The sequence below is a fragment of the Bacillus sp. (in: firmicutes) genome (assembly GCF_031983925.1).
Taxonomy (GTDB): Bacteria; Bacillota; Bacilli; order Bacillales; family Bacillaceae_G; genus Bacillus_A; species Bacillus_A pacificus.
Genome location: NZ_DALYZR010000006.1, coordinates 97934 through 124551, shown reverse-complemented (window position 1 = coordinate 124551; position 26618 = coordinate 97934). Strand labels below are relative to the sequence as shown.

The 26618-nt window shown below is 35.2% G+C and carries 18 protein-coding genes, 1 pseudogene and 3 riboswitches; of the genes and pseudogenes, 4 read left to right on the top strand and 15 right to left on the bottom strand.

Annotated elements, in window-relative coordinates; all coding sequences use genetic code 11:
* Nucleotides 1-10: 10 nt before the first annotated feature.
* Nucleotides 11-382, bottom strand: a complete 372-nt coding sequence (locus RTP99_RS18605; RefSeq protein WP_000382358.1) for a DnaJ family domain-containing protein — start codon at nucleotides 380-382, stop codon at nucleotides 11-13.
* A gap of 354 nt (nucleotides 383-736) precedes the next feature.
* On the opposite strand from RTP99_RS18605, the gene RTP99_RS18600 reads away from it, so the two are divergent.
* Nucleotides 737-2761, top strand: a complete 2025-nt coding sequence (locus tag RTP99_RS18600; protein WP_000837163.1) for a glycosyl hydrolase family 18 protein — start codon at nucleotides 737-739, stop codon at nucleotides 2759-2761.
* Nucleotides 2762-3220: 459 nt separating this feature from the next.
* Here RTP99_RS18600 and RTP99_RS18595 read toward each other — a convergent pair whose 3' ends face one another.
* The 7 genes from RTP99_RS18595 to RTP99_RS18565 form a co-directional block, all read right to left on the bottom strand.
* On the bottom strand, nucleotides 3221-4765 hold the full coding sequence (locus RTP99_RS18595; RefSeq protein ID WP_000025964.1) for an ABC-F family ATP-binding cassette domain-containing protein: 1545 nt from the start codon (nucleotides 4763-4765) through the stop codon (nucleotides 3221-3223).
* Nucleotides 4766-5091: 326 nt separating this feature from the next.
* Entirely contained in the window at nucleotides 5092-5844 is a 753-nt protein-coding gene (locus RTP99_RS18590; RefSeq protein ID WP_000835394.1) for a hypothetical protein, read from the bottom strand.
* 66 nt (nucleotides 5845-5910) lie between these two features.
* The gene (locus RTP99_RS18585) at nucleotides 5911-6660 is read right to left on the bottom strand and encodes an ABC transporter ATP-binding protein (RefSeq protein WP_000016060.1); all 750 of its coding nucleotides are present in this window, start codon (nucleotides 6658-6660) and stop codon (nucleotides 5911-5913) included.
* Nucleotides 6657-7655, bottom strand: a complete 999-nt coding sequence (locus RTP99_RS18580) for an ABC transporter substrate-binding protein (protein WP_000715579.1) — start codon at nucleotides 7653-7655, stop codon at nucleotides 6657-6659. The genes RTP99_RS18585 and RTP99_RS18580 overlap by 4 nt, the downstream gene beginning before the upstream one ends.
* A complete protein-coding gene (locus RTP99_RS18575; protein WP_001057149.1) occupies nucleotides 7652-8425 on the bottom strand; it encodes an ABC transporter permease in 774 nt (257 codons plus the stop codon). The genes RTP99_RS18580 and RTP99_RS18575 overlap by 4 nt, the downstream gene beginning before the upstream one ends.
* Nucleotides 8397-8717, bottom strand: a complete 321-nt coding sequence (locus tag RTP99_RS18570) for an MTH1187 family thiamine-binding protein (RefSeq protein WP_000082897.1) — start codon at nucleotides 8715-8717, stop codon at nucleotides 8397-8399. The genes RTP99_RS18575 and RTP99_RS18570 overlap by 29 nt, the downstream gene beginning before the upstream one ends.
* Before the next feature lie 100 nt (nucleotides 8718-8817).
* Nucleotides 8818-8919, bottom strand: a riboswitch (TPP riboswitch).
* A 61-nt stretch (nucleotides 8920-8980) separates the two neighbouring features.
* On the bottom strand, nucleotides 8981-10720 hold the full coding sequence (locus RTP99_RS18565; RefSeq protein WP_000761109.1) for a methyl-accepting chemotaxis protein: 1740 nt from the start codon (nucleotides 10718-10720) through the stop codon (nucleotides 8981-8983).
* A gap of 142 nt (nucleotides 10721-10862) precedes the next feature.
* A riboswitch (cyclic di-GMP riboswitch) is annotated at nucleotides 10863-10947 on the bottom strand.
* A gap of 283 nt (nucleotides 10948-11230) precedes the next feature.
* Here RTP99_RS18565 and RTP99_RS18560 point away from each other — a divergent pair.
* Nucleotides 11231-12544: an anaerobic C4-dicarboxylate transporter family protein gene (locus RTP99_RS18560; RefSeq protein ID WP_000498715.1), complete on the top strand. Its 1314-nt coding sequence runs from the start codon at nucleotides 11231-11233 to the stop codon at nucleotides 12542-12544.
* A gap of 96 nt (nucleotides 12545-12640) precedes the next feature.
* On the opposite strand, the gene thiE is transcribed toward RTP99_RS18560, so the two are convergent.
* A complete protein-coding gene (gene thiE, locus RTP99_RS18555) occupies nucleotides 12641-13315 on the bottom strand; it encodes a thiamine phosphate synthase (RefSeq protein WP_000086986.1) in 675 nt (224 codons plus the stop codon).
* Nucleotides 13316-13331: 16 nt separating this feature from the next.
* Nucleotides 13332-14147 (bottom strand): hydroxyethylthiazole kinase, encoded by an 816-nt coding sequence (gene thiM / locus RTP99_RS18550; RefSeq protein WP_338083326.1) that lies wholly within the window; start codon nucleotides 14145-14147, stop codon nucleotides 13332-13334.
* Nucleotides 14148-14210: 63 nt separating this feature from the next.
* Nucleotides 14211-14320: riboswitch (TPP riboswitch) on the bottom strand.
* 221 nt (nucleotides 14321-14541) lie between these two features.
* Here thiM and topB point away from each other — a divergent pair.
* Complete coding sequence (topB, locus tag RTP99_RS18545; RefSeq protein ID WP_000047314.1) at nucleotides 14542-16731, top strand: DNA topoisomerase III; 2190 nt, start codon at nucleotides 14542-14544, stop codon at nucleotides 16729-16731.
* A 40-nt stretch (nucleotides 16732-16771) separates the two neighbouring features.
* Here topB and RTP99_RS18540 read toward each other — a convergent pair whose 3' ends face one another.
* From RTP99_RS18540 to RTP99_RS18525, 4 genes are all read right to left on the bottom strand, one after another.
* Entirely contained in the window at nucleotides 16772-19633 is a 2862-nt protein-coding gene (locus tag RTP99_RS18540; RefSeq protein ID WP_000810133.1) for a YhgE/Pip domain-containing protein, read from the bottom strand.
* Between the two features lie 305 nt (nucleotides 19634-19938).
* Nucleotides 19939-20730, bottom strand: coding sequence for an endonuclease/exonuclease/phosphatase family protein (locus RTP99_RS18535; protein WP_000771972.1), 792 nt, complete (start codon nucleotides 20728-20730; stop codon nucleotides 19939-19941).
* A gap of 4 nt (nucleotides 20731-20734) precedes the next feature.
* Entirely contained in the window at nucleotides 20735-22372 is a 1638-nt protein-coding gene (locus tag RTP99_RS18530; RefSeq protein ID WP_000705538.1) for a PTS transporter subunit IIBC, read from the bottom strand.
* A gap of 207 nt (nucleotides 22373-22579) precedes the next feature.
* Complete coding sequence (locus RTP99_RS18525; protein ID WP_001044726.1) at nucleotides 22580-24244, bottom strand: glycoside hydrolase family 13 protein; 1665 nt, start codon at nucleotides 24242-24244, stop codon at nucleotides 22580-22582.
* A 244-nt stretch (nucleotides 24245-24488) separates the two neighbouring features.
* On the opposite strand from RTP99_RS18525, the pseudogene RTP99_RS18520 reads away from it, so the two are divergent.
* A pseudogene (locus tag RTP99_RS18520) lies at nucleotides 24489-25823 on the top strand (FAD-binding oxidoreductase).
* Between the two features lie 128 nt (nucleotides 25824-25951).
* Here the strand turns inward: RTP99_RS18520 and RTP99_RS18515 are convergent.
* Nucleotides 25952-26617: a hypothetical protein gene (locus RTP99_RS18515; protein WP_000619201.1), complete on the bottom strand. Its 666-nt coding sequence runs from the start codon at nucleotides 26615-26617 to the stop codon at nucleotides 25952-25954.
* Between the last annotated feature and the right edge of the window lies 1 nt (nucleotide 26618).

The following is a 26618-nucleotide window of genomic DNA, read 5'->3' as shown; positions in this document are numbered from 1 at the left end:
CTTATCCCTCTTAGCGTAATTTACGAAATACTTTATCTTGATACATACGAAAAGCTGAACTATCTTTAATCTTTCTCTTTTCCATTACCTGCTGAAAACGAAGCGTTTTTGCTGTTAACTCTTCTTGTAACTTTATTCTCTCTACTTCATCATAACAGCACGCAATTAAGTCTTCTATTTTTAATATATCTTTTTGTAGTTCCATTTCTGGTGGAATCATGCCCGCGTTTTTTAAAATTTTATAACTCATTCTAAGTTCTGGAGGTACCATTGAAAGGTCTTCTAATTGTAGTGGTTTTCCTTTTCCCGGAATATGATCAAGGTCTCCATTCCGTATTGCTTGTCGAATCTTTTCTTCGGCAATATTCAAAAACACATCCACAATACTCCCCCCCTTACATATTTTTACTATTATTTTACATGAAATTTCATTATCTTGCTACGCTATTACAAATTGACCTCATACAATTTTTTCTCAAATTTAACTCCAAGAAGCCCTTTCCTCCCTAATCGATATTTTATTTTCATGTGTAATCTGTATTAGAGCCATTTCATATTGAGAAAGTCTTTTCGAATTCAATAAAGCGTTTACACCAAATCTTACATTTGCTACGATTTAATCAGCTTCAGCTCCTTGTATAGACTTCGTGATGTCTGATCATTTTTGTCTAGATTCATTTTGATTTATTGGCGCATGCCTTTAAATATATCTTTTACTTTGAAAGGAGAAATGACTATGAAATCAAAAAAATTCACACTGCTATTACTATCCCTACTACTCTTCTTACCTCTTTTTCTCACAAACTTTATTACTCCAAATTTCGCATTAGCAGAGTCACCAAAGCAAGGTCAAAAAGTTGTTGGGTATTTTCCTTCGTGGGGCATTTACGGACGTAATTATCAAGTTGCAGACATTGATGCATCAAAGCTAACTCATTTAAACTACGCTTTCGCTGATATTTGCTGGAATGGAAAACATGGAAACCCTTCTACTCACCCCGATAATCCAAATAAACAAACGTGGGACTGTAAAGAATCTGGTGTACCACTGCAAAATAAAGAAGTCCCTAATGGTACTCTCGTACTCGGTGAACCATGGGCCGATGTCACAAAATCTTATCCTGGCTCAGGTACAACTTGGGAAGATTGTGATAAATACGCACGCTGCGGAAATTTCGGCGAACTGAAACGATTAAAAGCTAAGTATCCTCACTTAAAAACAATTATTTCTGTTGGTGGCTGGACTTGGTCTAACCGCTTTTCTGACATGGCCGCTGATGAAAAAACAAGAAAAGTATTCGCTGAATCTACAGTCGATTTCCTACGCGAATATGGATTTGACGGCGTTGATTTAGATTGGGAATATCCGGGCGTAGAAACGATTCCTGGTGGTAGTTATCGTCCTGAAGATAAGCAAAACTTCACCCTACTCCTTCAAGAAGTTCGAAATGCATTAACGAAAGCTGGTGCAGAAGATGGCAAACAATATTTACTAACAATCGCATCAGGTGCAAGCCAACGTTATGCCGATCATACAGAGCTAAAGAAAATCTCTCAAATACTGGATTGGATTAATATTATGACATATGATTTCCACGGTGGATGGGAAGCTACTTCTAACCATAATGCAGCTCTATACAAAGATCCAAATGACCCAGCAGCGGATACGAAATTTTACGTAGATGGTGCGATAGACATTTATACAAATGAAGGGGTTCCAGCAGATAAACTCGTATTAGGTGTACCATTTTACGGACGCGGATGGAAAAGTTGTGGAAAAGAAAATAACGGACAATACCAACCTTGTAAACCAGGTAGTGATGGAAAGCTCGCTTCTAAAGGTACTTGGGATGATTATTCTACCGGTGACACAGGTGTATACGATTATGGTGATTTAGCGGCTAATTATGTTAATAAAAATGGTTTTGTTCGCGGATGGAACGATATAGCGAAAGTACCTTATTTATATAATGCGACTACAGGTACATTTATTAGCTACGATGATAATGAATCTATGAAATATAAAACAGACTATATAAAAACAAAAGGTTTAAGTGGCGCAATGTTTTGGGAGCTTAGCGGAGATTGCCGTACAAGTCCAAAATATAGTTGTAGTGGACCAAAATTACTTGATACGTTAGTAAAAGAATTACTAGGTGGACCTATTACTCAAAAAGATACTGAGCCACCAACAAACGTAAAAAATATTGTTGTTACAAATAAAAATTCAAGCTCAGTTCAATTAAACTGGAATGCATCTACTGATAACGTAGGAGTTACGGAATATGAAATTACTGCTGGGGAAGAGAAATGGAGTACAACAACAAATAACATTACAATTAAAAACTTAAAATCTAATACAGAATACAAATTTTCAATAATAGCAAAAGATGCCGCTGGGAATAAATCACAGCCTACTTCTATTATTGTAAAAACAGACGATGCTAGCACAACACCTCCTGGTGGAAATAACAATGCTACCTTTTCAGTCACTTCAAATTGGGGAAGTGGTTACAACTTCTCGATTGTAATTAAAAATAGTGGAACGACCCCTATTAAAAACTGGAAATTAGAATTTGATTATAACGGCAATTTAACACAAGTTTGGGATTCTAAAATTAGTAGTAAAATAAATAATCATTACGTAATTACGAATGCAGGATGGAATGGTCAAATTCCTCCTGGTGGATCGATTACAATCGGAGGAGCAGGAACAGGCACTCCTGCTGAACTTGTAAATGCATCCATTAGCGAAAACTAAACGTAACTTCCACTAATTATTTCACTAAAGTTTGAATTTAGGTTTGATTCCTCTCTCCTAAATTCAAACTTTTAATTTTATGAAAAATCACAAAGAAACATTATAATAACCTATTATAATCATATTTAGTTTCCAATATGAAGTTCGTGTGAAGTTCATCTGAATTTTACATGAATTTCCTTTAAGCTCTATTGTCTTCCTATACTAATCACATTATCCTTTACATATAGGAATTATTTTTATTCCATTTCAAACTATCTATATATACATAAAGAAAGATAGTCGCCTATTAGGGAAAGGCATCTAGTATTATTATAAATATAAACATAACAAAAGAAAAAGCACGCTTATAAGCGCACCATAAGAGTGCTTCTTCATACAATTCTCATGTAAGAGTTCTCGAAAATCATGTTAATCACAAAGAAAAGGCATTAGCTTATACAAGCTAATGCCTTTTCTTTATTCATATTGTTCAGCGTTCCATTCTTCTATATTCCACACTTTTGTTATCCATGCTTCATAAAAAGAAGGCTCATGTGATACAAGTAAAACGGTTCCTCTATATCGTTGTAGCGCTTCCTGCAACGCTTTCTTTGTTTCTATATCCAAATGATTAGTTGGTTCATCTAAAATTAAAACATTACTTTTCTTTACGATAAGTTCACATAAACGTACTTTCGTTTGTTCCCCTCCGCTTAATAAACGAATAGGTTTTAATACATGTTCTTCTTTCAATCCACACTTCGCTAATGCTTGGCGCACTTCTTTCTTTGTCATATCTGGTCGCTCTGCCCAAACTTTCTCTAAGGGTGTTGTTTCTGAAGCAAACTCTTCCTGGGCAAAATACGCAGGGTTTACTCGTTCTCCAACAGAAATTGAACCGCTTAGCGGCTTAATTTGACCTAATAATGTTTTTAACATCGTCGTTTTTCCAATTCCATTATGACCAATAATCGCTATCTTTTCTCCTTTTTTCACTTGTAAATTCAACTCTGGGCATAACGGATCACTATAACCTATCCTTAGTTTCTCAGCTTGCAATATACGACTCACCGGCTCCTCATAAACATTGAAATCAAAACGGGATCGAGGTACAGGATGAATCTTTTCAATCCTTTGCATTTTCTCCAATACTTTCTCTCGACTTTTAGCCTGTTTCGCTTTACGAATTTTATTTTTTTGAATAAATGTTTCTAACTGAGAGATTTCTTTCTGTTGTTTCACATACGCCGATTGCAATTGTTTCTTTTGCACTTGATAACTTTGTACAAACTTTTCATAGTTTCCTACGTATCGCTTCACTTTCCCTCCTTCTAGATGAAAAATAACATTTGTAATACTGTTCAAAAATAATTCGTCATGCGAAATGATTACATAAGCTTTTTCATATAGTCTCAAATACGATTGCAACCATTCTATATGGGCTGTGTCTAAATAATTTGTTGGCTCATCTAGTAATAAAACATCAGCTTTTTCTAAAAGAAGCTTCCCAAGTAATAACTTTGTTCGCTGTCCCCCACTTAACTTCGATACATCCTTTTTCAAACCTATTTCAAATAAACCTAAACCGATTGCTACTTCTTCAACTTCTGTATGAATGTGATAGAAATTAGAGCTTTCCAATATAGTTTGTAATTCTCCATACTTTACTAACAGTTTTTCTACTTCTCCTGCTCCATTCATTTCTTCAGCAATTTTTAACATTTCGCATTCAATCACATACAAATCAGCAAATGCACTTTGCAAGTATCCCTCAATTGTAATTCCTTCTTGTAAATCTATATGCTGCTGTAAAAAACCTACCTTCACATGAGGAAACCATTCAATATTCCCCTCATCATGTATAAGTTCTCCTGTTAAAATCTTTAACAATGTTGATTTTCCAATTCCATTTTGCCCTACTAACCCAACATGTTCGCCCTTCAATAATCGAAAACATGCATTATATAAAATGGTCTTCTCACCATACGAATGACTTACATTTTCTACCGTTAATATACTCATTTTTTTCTCTCCTCTACTTATAGTCCATAAGCTAAATAGAGAGAGCAACAGTATAAAGCCTTTTTTAATTGTGCATATAAAAAATGGGTAAGGTGAATACACCTTACCCATTACATATTATCGTAAAAAAGGATTAAGGTTCTTTACCTGCTGTCTTCAATTTAGCTTAACCGATAAAAATGGGCAGACTTCTCCCTTATCAAGCTAAAACCATTTGAAGAACAGTTGATAAAGTCATTTTATCCTTTCACTCCTTTAACATTCGTTATATTAAGAGTATAAACTACTCTTTTATATTCTATTCTCTATTGTTCTTTTTGTTCCTTCTACGTTTTATCGTTCTCTGCATAAATTTCTTTATACATCTTTTCTAATGCATATGGACTTGTAAAGATAATTGTTAACGATTTCCACATATAAATTCTTCTTTGTAATTCTATCCCATACTCTTTACTCACTATATTTTTCACTTCTGGGATATGATCTTCAGTTTGAAATTGTTGCACAGACTTCAATTCATTCGTTTTAAAATCTGTTAAAAATCCTATTACACTTCGCCCATGTTCCTGTGACCTTTCTTCTAAATCAAACTGAACCGAATGAATGAAACCTAAAACGTGAAAGATTTGAGCATGTAACCCGACAGCAGCACGCTGTTCCATTAAGTTGTAGCACTCTCGTTTCAACTCTTCTACCATTTCTAAAGAATTTCTATTAACTTTCCTTTTGCCAATAAACATAATTTTTACAATATGAGCGACTGCCCCCATACTTTTTAATACACTCTCTAGAATTTCTACCGCGTCTTCTACATAACCATTTAAAATTATTGAATGAATAAATTCATCTAATACCGCTTGAAACTTTTTAATTAAATGTAAATCACGTAATTCTGGAACATCTTTTCTCAATTGATCCCGGCCTTGAACCCACTTTAAAATTTCTGTCATTTCTTCTTCGTTTAATTCATGATGTTCCATACCATACTTCATTAATAAAATATGATTTTTTAATAAAGATTTTCCTTCTTCGAGATTATCTGCTGTTAATTCATCCACTATTTGCTCTATAGATTTCACCTTTCTCCCCCTATATAAAAAAGCCTCTTAACAGTAATTATACTAAAAACTGTTAAAAGACTTTTTCTATTTTTTCATATAAGGTGCTAATACTCTCAAAATTTCTTCCTTATCCTTCTTTAACTCAAGTGATGTTAACATATCCATCGTTCTCGGCCTAGGTAATTTCACTTGTACCTCACCAACTATTGATGCTGGTCTTTGAGATAAAATAAATACGCGATCCGAAAGCAAGATTGCCTCATCTAAGTCGTGTGTAACCATAACGATTGTTTGCTTCTCTTGGTGCCAAGAGTTTAAAAGCCAGCTATGTACTTCCATTTTTGTAAAAGCATCTAATTTACCAAAAGGCTCATCAAGTAACATAATTGGCTTTTCACATAAATATGTGCGCAGAAAACTAATTCTTTGACGCATACCACCAGACAATTCATCTGGATAATGGTCTGCATATTCATCTAGTTCAAACTGCTTTAATGCTTCCATTCCTTCTGTTAGCCTTTGTTTTTTTGGCTTTCCTTCAATTTCTAACGGAAGGACGATATTTTGCAAAGCTGACCGCCACGGTAGTAATAAATCCTGCTGCGGCATATAACTTACAACATCTTGCTCTTGCATTTGCTTATCGTTATACGTTAAACTTCCACTTGTTGGATTTTCAACATTTGCGATCATATTTAATAGTGTACTTTTCCCGCAACCACTCGGTCCTACAAAAGAAACGAACTCTCCCTCTCGTATAGAAGCACTAATATTTGCTAATACATTCTTTCCATCGAAAGATTTCACAATATCTTTTATTTGTAATCCGCTCATTTTTCACTTGGAAGGAACTCATTTGTAAAGGCATCTTTCACATCAATTTTCTTCTTAATAACTTTGTTATCATATAAGAAATTCATGTAATTCGTCCAAACTTCTTCCTTCTGTACTCCCCACGCTTTTGCATCATCTTGATACTTCGTACTTAACCATTTTTGACTTTCTTGTACTAACTCTTTATTTACATCTGGAACGGCTTTAATTAAAATATCAGCAGCTTCTTTCGGTTCTTTAATTGCAAAATTATACCCCTCTGTCGTTGCACTCATAAACTTTTTCACAAAGTCTTTATCTTGCTTCGTATGTTTTTCACTCGTAATAATAACAGGACTATAGAAATCAAGCGCTGGGTCTAAGTCTTTCACCATAATCGTATTTAACTCTTTTCCTTGGCGCTTCGCTTCAATACCGTCCCATCCGTAATATATCCATTCAAAGTCTGCATCACGACCAATTGATTTAAAGAAATCTGTTTGTCCTAAGATGATTTTTTCCACTTTATTAAAATCGGCTTGATTTTTCTCCATAATTGTCTTTAATGTAGCTTCTTCCGCTGGTCCTCCCCAGCCACCATAACGTTTACCTTCAAAATCTTTCGGCGAAGTCATGTTATCTTTCTTAAGCGATGCAAAAGCTGAAGTATTATGCTGAATAATCGCTCCTACTGATACAACAGGAATACCTTCCACACGAGCCAACGTTACATTTTCTTGCGCGCTTATTGCGAAGTCAGCTTTTCCTGAAGCTATCATTTGCTCTGCCGTCACATTATCACCAGGCTGAATAATTTCTACATCTAAGCCTTGCTTTTTATAATAATCTTTCGCTTTCGCTACATATAAGCCAGTATGATTCGTATTTGGAAACCAATCTAGCACTACTTTTACTTTTTGATCTTTACTTGCACTTTCTTCTTTCTTCGCCGGATTACATCCAGCCACACCTACCGCTAATAAGGTAGCCAACATAACTTTTAAACCTTTTTTCATTTTCTGCCGTCCTTTCTATATATCCATGGTGCTGTTATTCTTGCCATAAACTCCACGATAAAATACAGACATAATGTCACCATAACAATAATTGCTGCAACACCAAATACTCGGGCTGTTAAAAAGGATTTCGTAGCCCTTGTAAGCATAACTCCTAATCCTTCACTGGCACCGAGCCATTCTCCAATAATCGCTCCCATTACGCTATATGTAACTGCAATTTTTAAACCGGAGAAAAAGTATGGAAGCACTGCTGGAAACTTTACTTTCTGGTAAACTTGCCATTTCGTTGCCTTCATCGTTTGCAACAACTTCAACATATTTTTATCTACCGTTTGAAAACCTTCTAAAATGCTAAGCGCAATCGGGAAGAAACAAACGAGTATGACTACCATTACTTTCGGTAGCATTCCATATCCAAACCAAATAATAAATAACGGTGCAAGTACAACGATTGGAATCGTTTGCGAAATAACAAGCAACGGATTTATTAAAATACGAAATAAAGGGATAACGTCCATAAGAATTGCAATGCTTGTCCCAATTAAAATCGCAAAGAAAAGTCCAATTATAACCTCTTGCAGCGTCTGCATCGTATTCGGTAATAGTAAATCTTTCATTCCAATTAATTCTTGAACAATGGCAGAAGGCTTCGGTAAAATCCACGGTTCAATTTTAAATAATGAAACAGATCCTTCCCATATCGCAATGAGAAGGATAAGCCAAATTGCTGTAATTATTTTAGATTGCTTCTGGTTTTGCATATTCATCACGGTACTTCCAAACTTTTTCATCTATCGTTACACCAGTGCTTGGACGATAATGGATTTTAATAGAAGTAATCACTTCTTCTGCTCCAGCATCCACACAAGCTTGTTGTGCACGTTTAATGATATCAAGAAGTACATCTAATTCTCCTTCCAGCGTTGTTTCCATTGCCCCTACTTCATAACGAACTCCCGATTGTTGTACAACCTCAATCGCTTTATCAACAACAGAATACACGTCTTTGTTCTTTGCTTGTGGTACTACTGAAAACGAAATTGTAACTTGTTGTGACATAGTAAAATCCCCCTTATGAAATTAAATTTTAAAACAAGAAAAGGCTTTCCTACTGCGTAGGAAAGCCTTGTATGCAAGTTATTATAGAATAACATATGCTACATCACTTTAAGTAACTCCCTACGCTGGCATTATCCAGATCAGGTTGAGGGTCGATGTTTACTCACATCCTCTCAGCCAATTGGCTCCCCGGTCCTTAATTCGTTTTCATTGTAGCATGATTTATTTTATTGAACAAACAAAAGCATGTATAATCATTTCATTTAACTTTTGAATTCCCCAATTAACTCTTGTAGCTCCTGTGAGAGCCAGCTTAAAGAACTGGCTAATTCAGCAATATCCTGTACAGACATTTCCTGTTCTTTCATACTTTCTTCAACATTACTACTACTATTCGCATACTTATTTGCAATAAGTGATAGTTCATTTACAACACGAACAATATTTTGGCTATTTTGCAATATATTATTTGAATTGCTAGAAACAACTCCAACTTGATTGGTAACAGTTTGTGCTGATTTCGAAATTTTTTCAAAGAAAGCACCACTACTTTCAACAAGTTTCATTCCAGACTCTACTTCTTTTGAGGTTTTTTGCATTGAAACAACAGCTTCTTCCGTTCCGGCTTGTGTTTCCCCTATTAATTTTGCTATATCTTTTGCTGATGCTTCCGTCTGCTCTGCTAATTTACGCACTTCATCAGCAACAACGGCAAATCCCTCTCCAGTTTCCTCAGCACGTGAAGCTTCAATAGTAGCATGTAAAGCTAGCGAATTCGCTTGATTTGAAATACTTGTAATTACAGTTACAATATCACTAATTTCTTTTGATCTTACTTCCAAAGAATAAATGATAGAAGATAAATCTTGTACTGCATTTTGTATTATGTTCATTTGATTCATCGTCTGTTCAATAATACCATTTCCTTTTTCTGAATGATGCTTCGTACCTTCAGACTCTTTCGTCATTTGTTTTGCAATATTAGTTATCTCTTCCATCCTATCTTCCATTTCATATACAATATCTAAATACTTTGGTACTGACTTTTCTTGCAATTGAACGCCAGCCCTTAACTCAACTATAGAACTTACGATTCCTTTGACTGCCATGCTATTTTCTTTCGTACTCACTGACAATTCTTGTGAAGATGAGGAAACCTGTTCTGCTGTCTGCTTCACTTTATCTATAATTCCTTTAAACTTCTCGATGGTATTATTAAAATACGCATTAATAATACCAATATCATCTGGTCTTTCCTCTAATTTAATACTTAAATCACCTTCACCAACTCTGCGTAATCCTTCACGTAAATCCCGCAATGGAGCAAGTGCGTTACGTACGATTAAGAATTGAATAACAGTTGCAATTAAAACAGAAATACAAATAAACATTAAACCTTGTATAATGAACTTTTCCTTTGTAATAGGAACAATAGAAGCATCTACATCGGCTGCAACAATTGCCACAATATTTCCGTCTCCATCTTTAATTGGCTCTAATATCGTTACCCATGATCCTAATAGATCTTCATATACTACTGTCATGTTTGCTTTTTTCGTGCTCATTACCTTATCGTATGCTTTCATCCAAAGATCTGGTTGTTTATAATATTCTCCCGGCCTTACTTCAACAACATTTGCTAACTCTGTAGACAAATCGACGATTAGTAACTCACCTTTTTCGTTTTCTTTTGCTCCAACAATATAGATTTGTCCAACGCTATTCAATTCTTCCTTTGCTTCATCTAATTTCTCTGTTAACTTCTCTCTCTTTTCTCTTTGTGCCACTGGATCCTTTGTAACATCTCTCACTATTTGTTCGTCTAATTTATGTAATACCGTATCTCCTGTTTCAAAAGAATGCCTTTCAAATATAGACATCATGCTATTTTGAAACATGTTAAAACTTAACGCTCCCATAGTACCAACAAGCGTCAAAATAACTAGCACAGTTAACAATACATTCTTTTGAAGAAATGATAGCTTGTGCCAATATTTTTTCATCAACATCACCTTTCTTAATTAAATTAATATAAAGGAAAACTATTAAAATAGAAACCTTATCAACAGCTGATAAGGTTTCTCATTTGTTCGCAAATAAAAAAAAGACCAATGAAAAAGCATTGGTCAAGACCAACCCTATCCGTCCGGTAACTGGCTAGCGTAGCCTTTCGGCCTTAGCTCCTGTAGTTTTGCGTCCTAATGTTTCCACCAGTTTGCCTTTCTCGCTGAACGAGTTGAACGATATGGGAGTTCTATGAGAATTACATTGTTCTCTATCAAAGATTACAACATAAAAATTAAAATGTCTACCTATTTAGAGATGCAAATGCAAAGTTTTAATGTATTATTTTTTCGAAATAATTTAACAAAGTACGTGAATGTTACATTTCTTGTGTTATATAATAAAAAATGTATATAACACAAGGATTGTTTTGAGTATTTATTTTAATTTTCATTTAAATTAAATTATTCGAATATATCTTAACTAATGAATTTCGGAGGTAGTTTATCATGTTTTGGCTACAATTTCTTACGTTACTACTCTGCATTTTTATTGGCGCACGCCTAGGCGGAGTTGGTCTAGGAGTAATGGGTGGCGTTGGTATGGCAATACTTGTTTTCGTCTTCCACTTACAACCTACAGCTCCTCCTATTGATGTAATGCTTATGATTTTAGCAGTAATTACAGCTGCTGGTGCACTCCAAGCTGCTGGTGGAATGGACTACCTTGTTCATCTGGCTGAGAAAGCATTACGAAAAAATCCAAAGCGCATTACATTCTTTGCTCCAATTGTTACTTATTTATTTACACTTTGTGCAGGAACTGGTCACGTTGCTTATTCTGTACTTCCTGTTATCGCAGAAGTCTCTCGCGAATCTGGGATTAGACCAGAACGACCAATGTCAATCGCCGTAATTGCTTCCCAACAAGCAATTACAGCTAGTCCTATATCAGCTGCAACAGTTGCACTTTTAGCAATGTTAGCTGACTATAAAATCACCTTATTAGATATTTTAAAAGTAAGTATCCCTTCTACTTTCATCGCTTGTATGGTAGCTGCATTTGTTGCTAGCAAAATGGGGAAAGAATTAAATGAAGACCCTGAATACTTAAAACGATTAAAAGAAGGAATGATTCCTAAGATTGAAGAGAAAAAAGAATTTGTTGGTGTAAAAGGCGCTAAATTATCAGTTATCCTTTTCCTAGTAGGAACTTTTCTTGTCGTACTTCTCGGTTCATTTGAAGCACTTCGTCCAGGATGGATAGTTGATGGGAAGTTAGCCCGTCTTTCCATGCCAAACACAATTGAAATGGTTATGTTAACGATTGCAGCTCTTATTATTATTTTCTGTAAACCAAATGTAGAAAGCATCGTGTCTGGTAACGTCTTTAAAGCGGGGGCAACAGCAGTTGTTGCTATTTTCGGTATCGCTTGGATGGGAGATACTTTCTTTAACGGAAACTTAAATATGATTCAAGGATCAATTCAGCATCTAGTAACAAGTGCGCCATGGCTATTTGCCATCGCATTATTCATTCTATCTATTTTACTATATAGCCAAGCCGCAACAGTACGTGCTTTAATGCCTCTTGGATTATCACTCGGTATTCCACCAGCACTACTGATCGCGATGTTCCCTGCAGTAAATGGATATTTCTTCATTCCAAACTACGGAACAATCGTTGCTGCCATTAACTTTGATCGTACTGGTACAACTGGCATTGGTAAATATGTTTTAAATCATAGCTTTATGATTCCAGGCCTAATCGCAACATTCACTTCTATCGGAATTGGAATGCTCTTAATTTCAATTATGTTTTAAAGAAAAAGCACAAACCCAAAGTTTTAAAGGGTTTGTGCTTTTTTAATCAAACGTTTGTTTAAATATTTTTAACTGTCCATTCTTCCATTATGTTCTTTAATATTTGTGTGAAGTCCCCTTCTTACTCACTTCCTCTACTAGCTGCTTCGTACTTTCATACGCAGATTCAGCTAAACTAATCGCTGAAATAACTGAAACACCGTCCGCACCTGCTTCTATAACCGAAGCTGTATTTTCAATTGAAATGCCTCCAATTCCGACAATAGGTATTGTAATTCCTTGTTCTCTAAAATGAGCTAAACCTTTCGTTCCTTGCACCGCTTTCGTATCTTTTTTCGTACTCGTTGGGAAAATAGGGCCAACACCTAAATAATCCGCTCCGTTTTCAATTGCCCAGCGTGCTTCTTCAATTGTATGTGTAGATACACCGATAATTTTATCCCCCATTTTTTCACGAACAGAAGTAATTCCTTCATCCTCTTGCCCTACATGCACACCATCCGCATCTAACTCAAGTGCTAGTTCCACATCATCATTTACGATGAATGGTACACCATACTCCTTACAAATTGCTTGTAATTCTTTTGCGAAACAAATACGTTCTTCTCCTGTTAAAGCCCCTTCTCCCTTTTCACGAAATTGAAAAATTGTTATACCGCCTTCAAGTGCATCTTTCAATATTTGTAGTGGATCCTTCGTACAATTGTTACTTCCCATAATAAAATATACGGATAACAACCTAGACATTTCTGCCTTTGAAATACGCGACATTTATTTTCCCTCCTTACTATATAACCTCAATCTTCCCATACTTCTCTATATCACCCGAAGTGGTATTCGCTAACTGATTTAAAAATTCAATTTGGAAACTACCAGGTCCTTTTTCTACTGTCTTAGCAGCTGCTAGTTCCGCGGCTACACCATAAAACGTTAATGCCGCTATCGCTGCCTTTACATAATCCTTTTCTACCGCTACAAATGCTCCTATTACAGAAGTTAGCAAACAACCAGTTCCCGTAACTTTTGTTAAAATAGAGTGACCATTTTGAATAACAATCGTTCGCTCTCCATCTGTAACAACATCTTCTTCTCCAGTAATTACTGCAACTGTATTTAGTTCATCTGCTGCCTGCTTTGCAATACTTACGACATTACCATTTCCAGCACCAGCGTCTACCCCTTTAATTTCCCATCTCTCATTAATTACGTTCGCTATTTCAGCTGCATTTCCGCGAATAATCGCTAATTCAATTTCAGCCGGAATATGTCTCGCAACTTCTGTTCGATACGACGTTGCTCCTGCGCCAACTGGATCAAACAGTACTGGTACATTGTTCACATTTGCAGATTTACCAGCAAGTAACATCGCTTCTACTTCTTCAGGACGAAGTGTCCCCATATTTAATACTAGCGCTCCAGCAATGCTAGCCATTTCTGCCACTTCTTCTTTTGCATACGCCATTACAGGCGATGCCCCTAACGCTAACAAACCGTTAGCTGTAAAATTTGTTACAACAACATTTGTAATATTATGAACGAGCGGATTAGATTCTCTCACCAAATCCACTACTTTACTAATTTCTTTCATATTCATCCTTCTCATCTCCTAACTATAGTTATGGGAGATACACAAAAAGGCACTTTGCGCGTACGCAAAGTGCCTGAACATGTGCTTTTACACTCTCCCTACGCTGGCATTATCCAACAGGTTCAAATGGTCAATGACGGACTAGTCATACTCTCAGTTTGTATCCACAAACTCCCATGTGTTTAGTATTCATCTACTTCAAAGTCTACTCTTATTCTACTAAAATAACAAGTTCTTTACTTTTCTATTTCTCACAGTCTCATCATGGTGCATATTATGTTCTGTCACGATCATTCACTTTCAAACAGATGTTATCCCATTAAAAAACGTTCAAATCTGGAGCGAAACTGAATCTCAAGAAGATGTATGCTATAGTTAACGTATGGAAATTTGAAAGGATGTTTTAAATATGTCAAAAAGCGTTGTAATCGCTGAAAAGCCTTCCGTTGCACGTGATATTGCTCGCGTACTGAAGTGCGATAAAAAAGGAAATGGCTATCTTGAAGGTAGTAAATATATTGTAACTTGGGCTTTAGGTCACCTTGTTACATTAGCAGATCCAGAAAGCTATGATGTGAAATATAAAAAGTGGAATTTAGAAGATTTACCTATGCTACCTGAGCGTTTGAAATTAACGGTTATTAAACAAACTGGGAAACAATTTAATGCTGTAAAAAGTCAGCTACTTAGAAAAGATGTAAATGAAATTATTGTAGCAACAGACGCTGGGCGTGAAGGAGAATTAGTCGCTCGTTGGATTATTGATAAGGTTCGAATTAACAAACCAATTAAACGTCTATGGATTTCATCTGTTACTGATAAAGCAATTAAAGATGGTTTCGCAAATTTAAAACCAGGTAGAGCATATGACAATTTATACGCTTCAGCTGTCGCACGTTCAGAAGCTGACTGGTATATCGGTCTTAACGCGACTCGAGCTTTAACGACTCGCTTTAATGCCCAGCTTAACTGTGGCCGTGTGCAAACACCTACTGTCGCTATGATCGCTAATCGTGAAGATGAAATAAAGAACTTCAAAGCTCAAACTTACTACGGCATCGAAGCTCAAACGACAAATCAATTAAAACTAACTTGGCAAGATGCAAATGGCAATAGCCGCAGTTTTAATAAAGAAAAAATTGATGGTATTGTAAAAGGTTTAGATAAACATAATGCTACTGTTATGGAAATTGATAAAAAACAGAAGAAGTCATTCTCTCCTGGTCTTTACGATTTAACTGAATTACAACGTGATGCAAATAAAAAGTTCGGTTACTCTGCGAAAGAAACATTAAACATTATGCAGAAATTGTATGAACAACATAAAGTGCTAACATACCCTCGTACAGATTCGCGTTACATTTCATCTGATATCGTCGGAACACTTCCAGAACGTCTAAAGGCGTGCGGCGTTGGGGAATATCGTCCTTTAGCACATAAAGTACTACAAAAGCCTATCAAGGCTAATAAATCATTTGTTGATGACAGTAAAGTAAGCGATCACCACGCAATTATTCCGACAGAAGGATACGTTAACTTCTCCGCCTTCACAGATAAAGAACGTAAAATTTATGATTTAGTTGTAAAACGTTTCTTAGCTGTTTTATTCCCAGCATTCGAATACGAACAACTAACGTTACGCACAAAGGTCGGCAATGAAACATTCATTGCACGCGGAAAGACAATTTTACATGCCGGTTGGAAAGAAGTATATGAAAATCGCTTTGAAGATGATGATGTAACTGATGACGTAAAAGAACAACTTTTACCTCGCATCGAAAAAGGCGATACATTAACTGTAAAATTAATTATGCAAACATCAGGTCAAACGAAAGCACCTGCACGTTTTAACGAAGCGACTTTACTTTCAGCAATGGAAAATCCTACAAAATATATGGATACGCAAAATAAACAACTTGCTGATACGCTAAAATCAACTGGTGGATTAGGTACTGTAGCAACGCGTGCTGATATTATCGACAAGCTATTCAATTCATTCTTAATTGAAAAACGCGGTAAAGATATTCATATTACTTCAAAAGGCCGTCAGTTACTTGATTTAGTACCAGAAGAGTTAAAATCACCTACACTAACTGGTGAGTGGGAACAAAAGCTAGAGGCAATTGCAAAGGGTAAACTGAAAAAAGAAGTATTCATTTCCGAAATGAAAAACTATACGAAAGAAATTGTTTCTGAAATTAAATCCAGTGATAAAAAATATAAACATGACAACATTTCAACAAAGTCTTGTCCAGATTGCGGTAAACCAATGCTAGAGGTAAACGGCAAAAAAGGAAAGATGCTCGTTTGCCAAGACCGTGAATGTGGTCATCGTAAAAATGTATCTCGTACAACAAACGCTCGTTGCCCTCAGTGTAAGAAGAAGTTAGAATTACGCGGTGAAGGTGCAGGACAAATCTTTGCATGTAAATGTGGCTATCGCGAGAAATTATCCAAATTCCAAGAAAGACGTAAAAAAGAATCTGGAAACAAAGCTGATAAGCGCGACGTTCAAAAATATATGAAACAGCAGAAAAAAGAAGAAGAACCATTAAATAACCCATTTGCAGAAGCATTAAAGAAATTAAAATTTGATTAAACAAAAAGGTTCCTACCTCTATCGGTAGGAACCTTTTATTTTAGTGAATGATTTTACTTCCTTTTGCGTTCTCAACGAATTTTTCGCTCGATTTGTTAATTGGTGTTTTCAATAATAACGCAGCAACAATCATAACTACTACGAAAGCACTTAACACAAGTAAATCTCGCGTTACGATATCCCAAAGCATTCCGCCTACTGTTTCACGAATTGCACTAATTGCGTATGTGAACGGTAAGAACGGATAAATTGCTTGGAAGAACGCTGGTGTCATTTGAATTGGGAATGTTCCGCCCGATCCTGCTACTTGCAGTACAAGTAAAATAATCGCCATCGATTTCCCAACGTTTCCGAAAATAGAAACGAGTGAGTATACGATACAAACGAAGACTCCACCAATAAATAAACTAAATAATACAAACCAGAACTTATCGACTACGTACGTACCGAGTAAGAATATATCTCCCATTGATACGATAAACGCTTGTGAAAGACCTATCGTTAAGAATGTTAATAAACGTCCGAAGTAAATTTCATGGCTCTTATAATTCGCGCCTTCTTCGTGTACTTCTACTGTTAATAATGAAACCATTAATAATGCGCCTACCCATAATGCAAGCACTGTATAGAATGGTGACATTGCTGAACCGTAGTTCGGCATCGCAAATAATTTATTTTCTTTTAAATTTACTGGATTCGCAAAGTAGTCACTTTGCTTTTCAACATCATTTTTCAATAAGCGTATGATGTCTTTTATATCCTCTTCAGATTCAAAATCACGAATTTTATTTGCTAAGTCTTTAATCTTTTTCTCAGTTTCCGGCATGTCAGCTTTAATGTCTGTTAATTTCTTTTTACCGTCTACTAAGCCTTTTGATGAATCTTCTAGTAACTTTTTAACGTCTGGAAGCTTTTTGTCTGCTTCATTTAAAATTTGAGTTGTATTTTTCGACATCTCTTTTGTACGAGCAATTGCTGTATTGAAATTAGGTACAATTTCTGAATCATACGTCGATAATACATCTGTTAACTGAGCTGAACCGCCCTTCGCAGCGTTGTTAATACTTTCAATTACATCTTTTGTAGGTTTCTGTCCATTGTTAAGAAGTGTAATCCCCTTATTCGTTGCATCTACACCTTTTTGCAGACTACTTTTCGCTTTATTTAATTTTGCAATTCCATTATTAAGATTTTTATCACTATTTACATCTGCTAAAACCTTATTTGTACTTTCTAGAACTGGAATCATATCATCAATTAAACCGATTCCAGATTGAAATTGACCATTTAAGCTATTTAAAGCTACTTTCGTTGAATCTAAACCGTTAATACCTCTATTTTGTACATCTTCTTTTGCTTTTTGTAAATCTGCTTTTGCACCTTCAAGGCTATTTTTCGCTTTATCATAATCTGCTTTTGCATTATCATATATTTGATTTGCATCAGCTTTAGCTTGATCTACTGCGCTAACTGCCTTTTTATAATCAGCTACAAACGTTTCATTGTAATCTTTTTCAGCTCGATCGATTAAAGCATTTGTTTCATTTAATTTCTGATTGATTCCATCACGCACATCTTGTTTAACTTCTTGACCTGTGCTAATTAAATCGTTTAAACGTTTAAAACGATTATTTAAATCTTGTTGTCCATTCTTAATATCCGTTAAATGCTCTTTTCTTGTTTTAAAGAAATTTTGTCCAAACTCAGTTTGAGCCCCTTGCTCTAAACGAGCCATAACATCAATTACATAAGAAAGATTGTCGATATGCGTTTGAAGATTATTAGATATAGTCGAAATATTTTTCTTAGCTATCTCTGGATCAACGCTTCCATTTTGCAATCCATCCATAACACTTTGTGCATACGCTGTTCCTGCACGTGATGAACTTAAAACATTATTTACTGTTTGATTAATACTTTGCGCTATACTCTTATAACCATCACTATTTAACTTAGAAAGATCCGGTCTCGCTGGGAATTCAGGTAATCCATTCATTCCAGACAAGTCAGGAATATTTAATTCTACACCTGGATTCATTAGAAAATCAGTAAATGCAGCTGCACTATCCATAACACCTTTTGCTGCTACTAAATCATTTCTTATCGTCCCTGGAGCATTTTTCAATGTTTGATCTTGTCTTGCAAAGAACTTATCTAAATTCCCTAACGCTTCTTGCCCATCATTAATAACACTCTCTACAACCGGCAATTCTTTCTGCGCTACTTTCACAACATCCTCTGCTCGAGTCGCATCATCTAACGCCTTATCCATAAGTGTATTCATTTCTGGGAACTGCGCTTCTAGTTTAAATACAAGATCTTTTACTTTCTCGATACTTGGTAAGTTTGTTTCTAAATCGATTCCAAGGTCATTGAAAATTTTAAAAATCTCACCGTTCGCTGTTTTAACAAAGTTTTTACTAATTTCTTCTGTAATACCTGATGCACCTTTTGCTGTAATCTTCGGTGCAATCGCATTTACCTTTTCATTTACATAGTAATCAAGTTCTGGTTTCTGTGGATTTTCGTCCAGAACAGTTGCAATCTTTTCAGAGAAGTCTTTTGGAATCGTAATGCTTGCATAGTAATCCCCGCGTTCCACTCCGTAAATTGCCTGTTTTTCATCTACAAATTTCCAGCCAAGATTTTTGTTTTTTTTAAGAGAATCTACAATCTCGTCCCCGATATTGATATCTTTCCCTCTTAAATTAGAACCTGCATCTTGGTTAGAAACTGCAATGGGAACTTCTTTTGTATTTCCATATGGATCCCAAGAAGCTTTAATGTTAAACCATGCATATAACGATGGTAAAATCATTAACCCTACAACAATAACAATTGCAGCCCAATGTTTAGCTACATTCCGTAAATCAGTCTTATAAATACGCCAAATTTGTTTCATAGAAGTTATCACCTAATTATATATTTTTCCTTCTTTAGAAAATGATACATACATTTTGCAATTATATCACTTTCTACATCGTGGATTAACCAAAAACGAACTATTTTTTCCCATTAACTTTGACTTACTACATTATATAACGAAGTCAGTCAAAGTATGAATACAAAATGACCAAATCGGTTTTACATTCAATAATAACAAATATATAGGAAATGTCATAAAAAATACAAGTATTTTCTCTTGGAAATACTTGTATTCCTAAAAAAATCCTCACAGCTTTTTATCATCTGTGAGGATTTCTTCTATTATATATCTACTTGTACTTCTACACCGAAATGATCTGAAATTACATTTCGGTTTGTACCATTAAAAATAACTTTTGAAGAACGAACTTTTTCACTTCGGTTACACAATATTAGATCGATTCGCAAATTATGTTTATTTTCATCCCAACCAGCAATCTCACCTTGGACAGTTGTTCCCTCATCCTTCTCTATTGCTAGTTCATATGTGTCGTACAAACCTTTTTGCATCATATATTCATAGCCCTCCCCTTGCAAACGAGCGTTATTATTAAAATCACCCATTAAGAAGGAAAGTTCATTGCTATCTACACGCTCCATCAAACGATTCACTTGATCTTTAAATGATTCTTCTTCATCATTCCACCAACCGAGGTGGCAAGAGTAAAACGTGATGTTCTTACCATTATAAGCAATTGTTGCACTTACAATTTTGCGTGTTTTCCAATACGTTGTATCTTTATTTTCTGAAATAAAGAACGTATCTTCTTTTACAACATTATGCTTCGTTATAATCGCTAATCCTTCTTCATACACATCATAACCAATATGAGAGAAATCCCAAGTAATATTGTAATCTTTTACATATAACGCTTTTAACTCTTCTAATAGTAAAAGTCCAAAATTATCTTCTTTCTTGTTACCGCATACATTTTTAGCCCCTATCGACTGACTTACTTCTTGCAATGCGATTACATCGTACTCTTCTTCTTGAATGACTTTAGCAAGATATTTTATCTTTTCTATTTGATTTTCTTCTTGCCAAGAGTGACAGTTTAAAGTTAGCAATTTCATATTATTACGCACCTAACATATCTTGAATGTCTGACTTTAATACGTCAGCTTTCGGACCATATACAGCTTGTACACCTTTATCTTTTACGATAAGTCCTAAAGCACCATTTTGTTTCCACTGTGCTTCTGGTGCAACAACATCTAAATCTTTTACTGTTACACGTAAACGAGTCATACAAGCATCTACGTCAGCAATATTTTCTTTTCCACCTAATAAATCAATAACTTTTGTTGCTAATGAACCATCTTGTACATTTCCTGTTCCTTCTGATGACTCATCTTCGTTATCAATGTAGTTACCTGCACGTCCTGGTGTTGGTAAGTTGAACTTTTTAATTAAGAAATTGAATAATGTAAAGTTCAGACCGAAGAATACTAATGAAACGATAACGAAATTGATTAAATCTCTAGTTAGTCCTGCATTCACCATCATCGGTGTACGAGTAATTAGCTCAATAAATCCGAATGCGTGAACACGTAAGTTAATTAAGTCTGCTAATGCGAATGCAAGTCCTGTTGTAATTGCATATACAACATATAATACTGGAGCAATAAACATGAACATGAATTCAATTGGTTCTGTTACACCTGTTAAAAATACTGCTAATGCTGCTGATAAGAACATTGGTTTATATTTTGAACGTTTTTCTTTATCAACATTACGGAACATCGCGAAAGCAATACCCATTAATGCTGCTGTTGAACCGATAACTTGTCCAGCTTTGAAACGAGCTGGTACAACGTTATTTAATAAATCGTTATATGCTTTTGTATCTCCATTTGCTAATAAGTTATTTAAATCTGTAATCCATGCAAGCCATAAAGGATCTTGTCCTGCTACAACTTGTCCAACTTTTGAGCCAGTTAACATCGTATATGTTCCACCTAGCTCTGTATAGTTCATCGGAATTGTTAACATATGGTGTAAACCGAATGGTAATAGTAAACGCTCTAACGTTCCATATACAAATGGTGCAACAATTGGTGCACTATCTTTTGAAGCTGCAATCCAGCGACCAAATTCATTTAATCCACTTTGGATGAATGGCCATAAAAGTGATAATACAATTGCAGTTACTGTAGACCAAACAATTACAACGAATGGTACGAATCGTTTTCCGTTAAAGAATGCTAATGCTTGTGGCAGTTTGTTATAGTTATAATATTTGTTATATAAAGTAGCTCCTAAGAAACCTGTGATAATCCCTACGAAAACTCCCATGTTTAATGCTGGTGCACCAAGTACAGAAGTAAAGTAATCTTTTACAATTAAATCTCCTGCTAATACTGAAGAAACTTTCGCTTTTGAATCCGCTAACATTTCAGCGTTTACGCCAAATATAGCTCCTGTAATTCTGTTCGTTAAGACGAATGCTAATAGCGCTGCAAATGCACCACCTGCGCGATCCTTTGCCCAAGATCCCCCAATTGCTACCGCGAATAAGATGTGCAGATTTGTAATAATTGCCCAACCGATGTCTTCCATTACGCGAGCGATCGTATGAACTGCGTTAATATCCCCAGCAGACATCCCAATTAACTTACCGATAGAAATCATTAAACCAGCTGCTGGCATTACAGCTACAACAACTAATAACGCTTTCCCGAACTTTTGCCAAAAATCAAAAGACGTAATTTTCATCTGTTCTTCCTCCCCTTTATTTATAACAACATAATGATTTAAATTATAATTTCTGTTCCCTTTATGAAAACGATTCCTCATTTTAATTTGTTCTTATCCCTTTACGCAACCGTTTTCATAAATCTATTTTAATAAAAGCGTTTTCACTTTGCAATAGAAATTTATTTTTTTTCATAAAAAAAGATGCTCTAAGAGCATCCTTTTTTATTATGAAATACGATAAACCCTTGTTTCATAAGGCTTTAACGTGATTGTAGTTACTTGTTCATGTTCCGCAACTTCGTAGTTATTTAAAAGCAAACGTTTGCGTTCTATCGCGAATGAACCCTCATTATATACAGCTTCCTCTTTTGAGATATTACTAATTACAACGATTTTTTCATCGCTTAATGTACGAGTATATGCATAAATTTGCGGATCATCTTCTAAAAGTAAATCGTACGTACCATAATTCAGTACATCGTGCTCTTTTTTCAAAGCAATCATTTTCTTATAGAAATTGAAAATAGAGTTCTCTTCACTCTTTTGCTTTTCAACATTAATTTCTTTATAGTTTGGATTCATCCCAAACCAAGGGGCACCTGTTGTGAAGCCAGCATTCATCTCATCGTTCCACTGCATAGGTGTACGTGAATTATCGCGGCAAGAAGCCCATATAATCTCCATCATATCTTGATGAGATACACCCTCTGCAATTTTCTCACGATATAAATTTTTAATTGCTACATCATCGTAATCTTCAATATTTGGGAATTGAACATTTGTCATCCCAATTTCTTGTCCTTGATAAATAAACGGTGTACCATGCATAAAGAAATACATCGCTCCAAGAGCTGTCGCACTTTCACGCCAATATTGTTTATCATCTCCCCAAGTTGAAACGATACGTGGCTTATCGTGATTCTCAATATATAAAGCATTCCACCCTTTATTTTCTAGACCTTTTTGCCATTTCGTTAATACTTTTTTCAACCCTACAACATCAAGATCTTTCTTCTTTTCTGCATCCCATAAGCTTAAATGTTCGAATTGGAATACCATATTGAACTTACCTTGTTCTTCTCCAACCCAAAGCTCAGCATCTTCAATCTTAACACCATTCGCTTCACCGACAGTCATAATATCGTACTTAGAAAATGTATTTTCTTTTAACTCTTCTAATAAAGGTTGAATACCATCCACATTCATATGTTTATCAAAAGATGGTACATACTTTAGTTCTTTTGGATTTGGCATATCTTTAAAGCCATCCTCTTTTTTAATATGGCTGATCGCATCCACACGGAAACCATCAATTCCTTTATCAAGCCACCAATTAACTGTATCGTATAACACTTCGCGAACTTCTTTATTCTCCCAGTTTAAATCTGGTTGTTTACGTGAGAATAAGTGTAAATAATATTGTCCTGTTACTTCATCGTATTCCCATGCCGAACCATTAAAAATACTTTCCCAGTTGTTTGGTTCCGCACCATCTTTACCATCATGCCAAATATACCAATCACGCTTCGGATTGTCTTTAGATGAACGAGACTCAATAAACCATGGATGTTCATCACTTGTATGATTAATAACTAAATCAATAATAAGCTTCATATCACGCTTATGAACTTCATCTAGTAAAGCATCGAAGTCCTCCATCGTACCAAACTCATCCATAATATCTTGATAATCACTAATGTCATAACCATTATCATCATTAGGTGACTTATACATTGGACAAATCCAAATTACATCTATACCTAAATCTTTTAAATAATCCAGTTTTGCAATAATACCTTGTAAATCCCCAATACCATCACCATTTGAATCCATAAAGCTACGTGGGTAAATTTGATAAGCAACCGCTTCTTTCCACCATGTTTTATTCATAGTCATTCTCTCCTTTTGCATCCCATCGGAAATTTTATGCAAACGTTTTCGTAACACTATCATAACAAAATATGAATAGTTTGCAACTGTTTTCATTGAACTCTATGTAGATTCCTTATTCTTATGCTTTATTTATTTCTCACAAGAGCAAATCTCATTCCTCACCTGCTCTTGTCCACGCACAATACATACGCTTTTCATATATTAATAAAAACACTGCTTATTTTTAGAAAGGAGTGATAAATTGAAACAAACAAAATTAACAGGTCGTATCGTCGTTCCCTCAGATCCTGACTATGACATAGCCCGAATGAACTTAAATTTAAGTATTCCAAAACTCCCTTGCATTATTGTTTTTTGCCAAAATAAAACTGATGTATGTAACGCCTTAAAATGGGCACGCGAACGTCATGTACCCTTTCGCTTAAGAAGCGGACGTCATAACTATGAAAATTTTTCTCTTTTAAATCGAGGACTTATTATTGATGTGAGTGAAATGCATCGCATTACTGTTCATACAGATACATTAACAGCAACAATTGAAGCTGGTGCAAACCTTGGCACTGTTTATAAAGAGCTTTGAAATTATGGTGTGACAATACCGGCTGGTACAAGTGCAAGCGTTGGAATTGTTGGATTAACACTTGGCGGGGGCATCGGTATGCTTTCACGCTTATTTGGATTAACATGTGATCAATTAATAGAAGTTGAAATGGTACAAGCATGTGGTAAATTTGGAGCAAAAATCATTCGTGCAAGCGAACATGAAAACCATAACTTGTTTTGGGCATGCCGCGGTGGTGGTGGTGGAAACTTCGGAATTATTACTTCTTTGACTTTTCGCGTACACCCTATAAAAAATGTATCAATCTTCTCCATTACATGGGAATGGAAAGATTTTATTGCTGCCTTTCAAGCTTGGCAAAACTGGGCGCCTTATGTAGACGAACGTCTCACTTCATCAATTGAATTATTCACAAAACAACAAAACAAAATTGAAGCACAAGGTGAATTTGTTGGCTCTCCCTCTGAACTCCATTCCTTATTATCTCCTCTTCTTGAAACTGGTACCCCCTCTCTCTTTATAGATGAAGTTCCTTATATAAAGGCTGTTGAATTTTTTAACAGTGGTAACATCCCTGAAAACTTCAAGCGCTCCGGTTCCTACGTATATAAACCTATTCCTCTTAAAGGAATTCAAATCATGCAGTATTTTCTTTCACATGCACCAAATAAAGATGCGAGTATTTGGCACCAATCGCTCGTAGGTGCTGTTGAAAATATTCCGCCTACTGAAACAGCTTATTTCCATCGCAAAGCAATTATTGCGCAAGAATACATTACCTCTTGGAAATGTGATGATGAAGAAAATCGAAATATACGCTGGGTTAAAGATTTACGAGAAATCTTAGACCCTTATACACTAGGTGACTATGTCAATTGGCCCGATATCGACATTAAAAATTGGCAAACTAGTTATTATGGCCCTAACTTTCAAAGATTACGTAAAGTGAAAACCATATATGATCCTTGCAATGTTTTTCGTTTTCAACAAAGTATCCCTCCTTTTCATACGTAAGAAAAGGGATACAATAAAAAATCATCCAATATGCTATTACCTCGCAGCATGTTGGATGATTCAAGTTGATTTTCTATATCGTTTCAAATTATTGCTCCTACTCATAAACTTTTACTTACGGATTAATTTTATTTCGTATCATCTTCATGCAGTGAATGTATTTTAATATTTGGAACTTCATCTTTTTCAATACCGCTACTATAAACAACAGGAATTTGAAATTCGACTCGCTTTGTCTCATGTTTTTGTAAATAGATTGGATTTGGTACTGGATAACTTTTTGAATCCTCATATAAAACAACTTTTAATGCTTGTGAATGATTACGATAATTTTTTAAAGTAACGATGCACTTTCGTTCGATATCCTCTCCATTTTTCTCCATCCTGCACTGGCTATCATCTTTTTTATATTCTATTGCTTCTACGCCTGTTTTTCCTGCGTAGTACCATGTTTTATTCAATGTCTGAAGGATGTTATTTAAAATAAACGGCATCATTAAAATCAAAATACTAATACCTACTACTTTTATCTTATTCATTTTTCTAAATGTACTAGACTCCTTTTTTCCTAGCCATTTCAAAAATAATATAAATGCAATTACATGTAGTACGAAAGAAACAATCAATATATTTGAAACTTTGTAATTCATATAAATATCTGTATGTATCGGAACCTTATAGAAATTAAATAGCTCTTCCCCTATTAATTCATTATCATTTGGAATTTTTAATAATAATAAAACCCCTATACTGTAAAAAATAGCTACTAATCGATCATACTCAATGCGAATCATT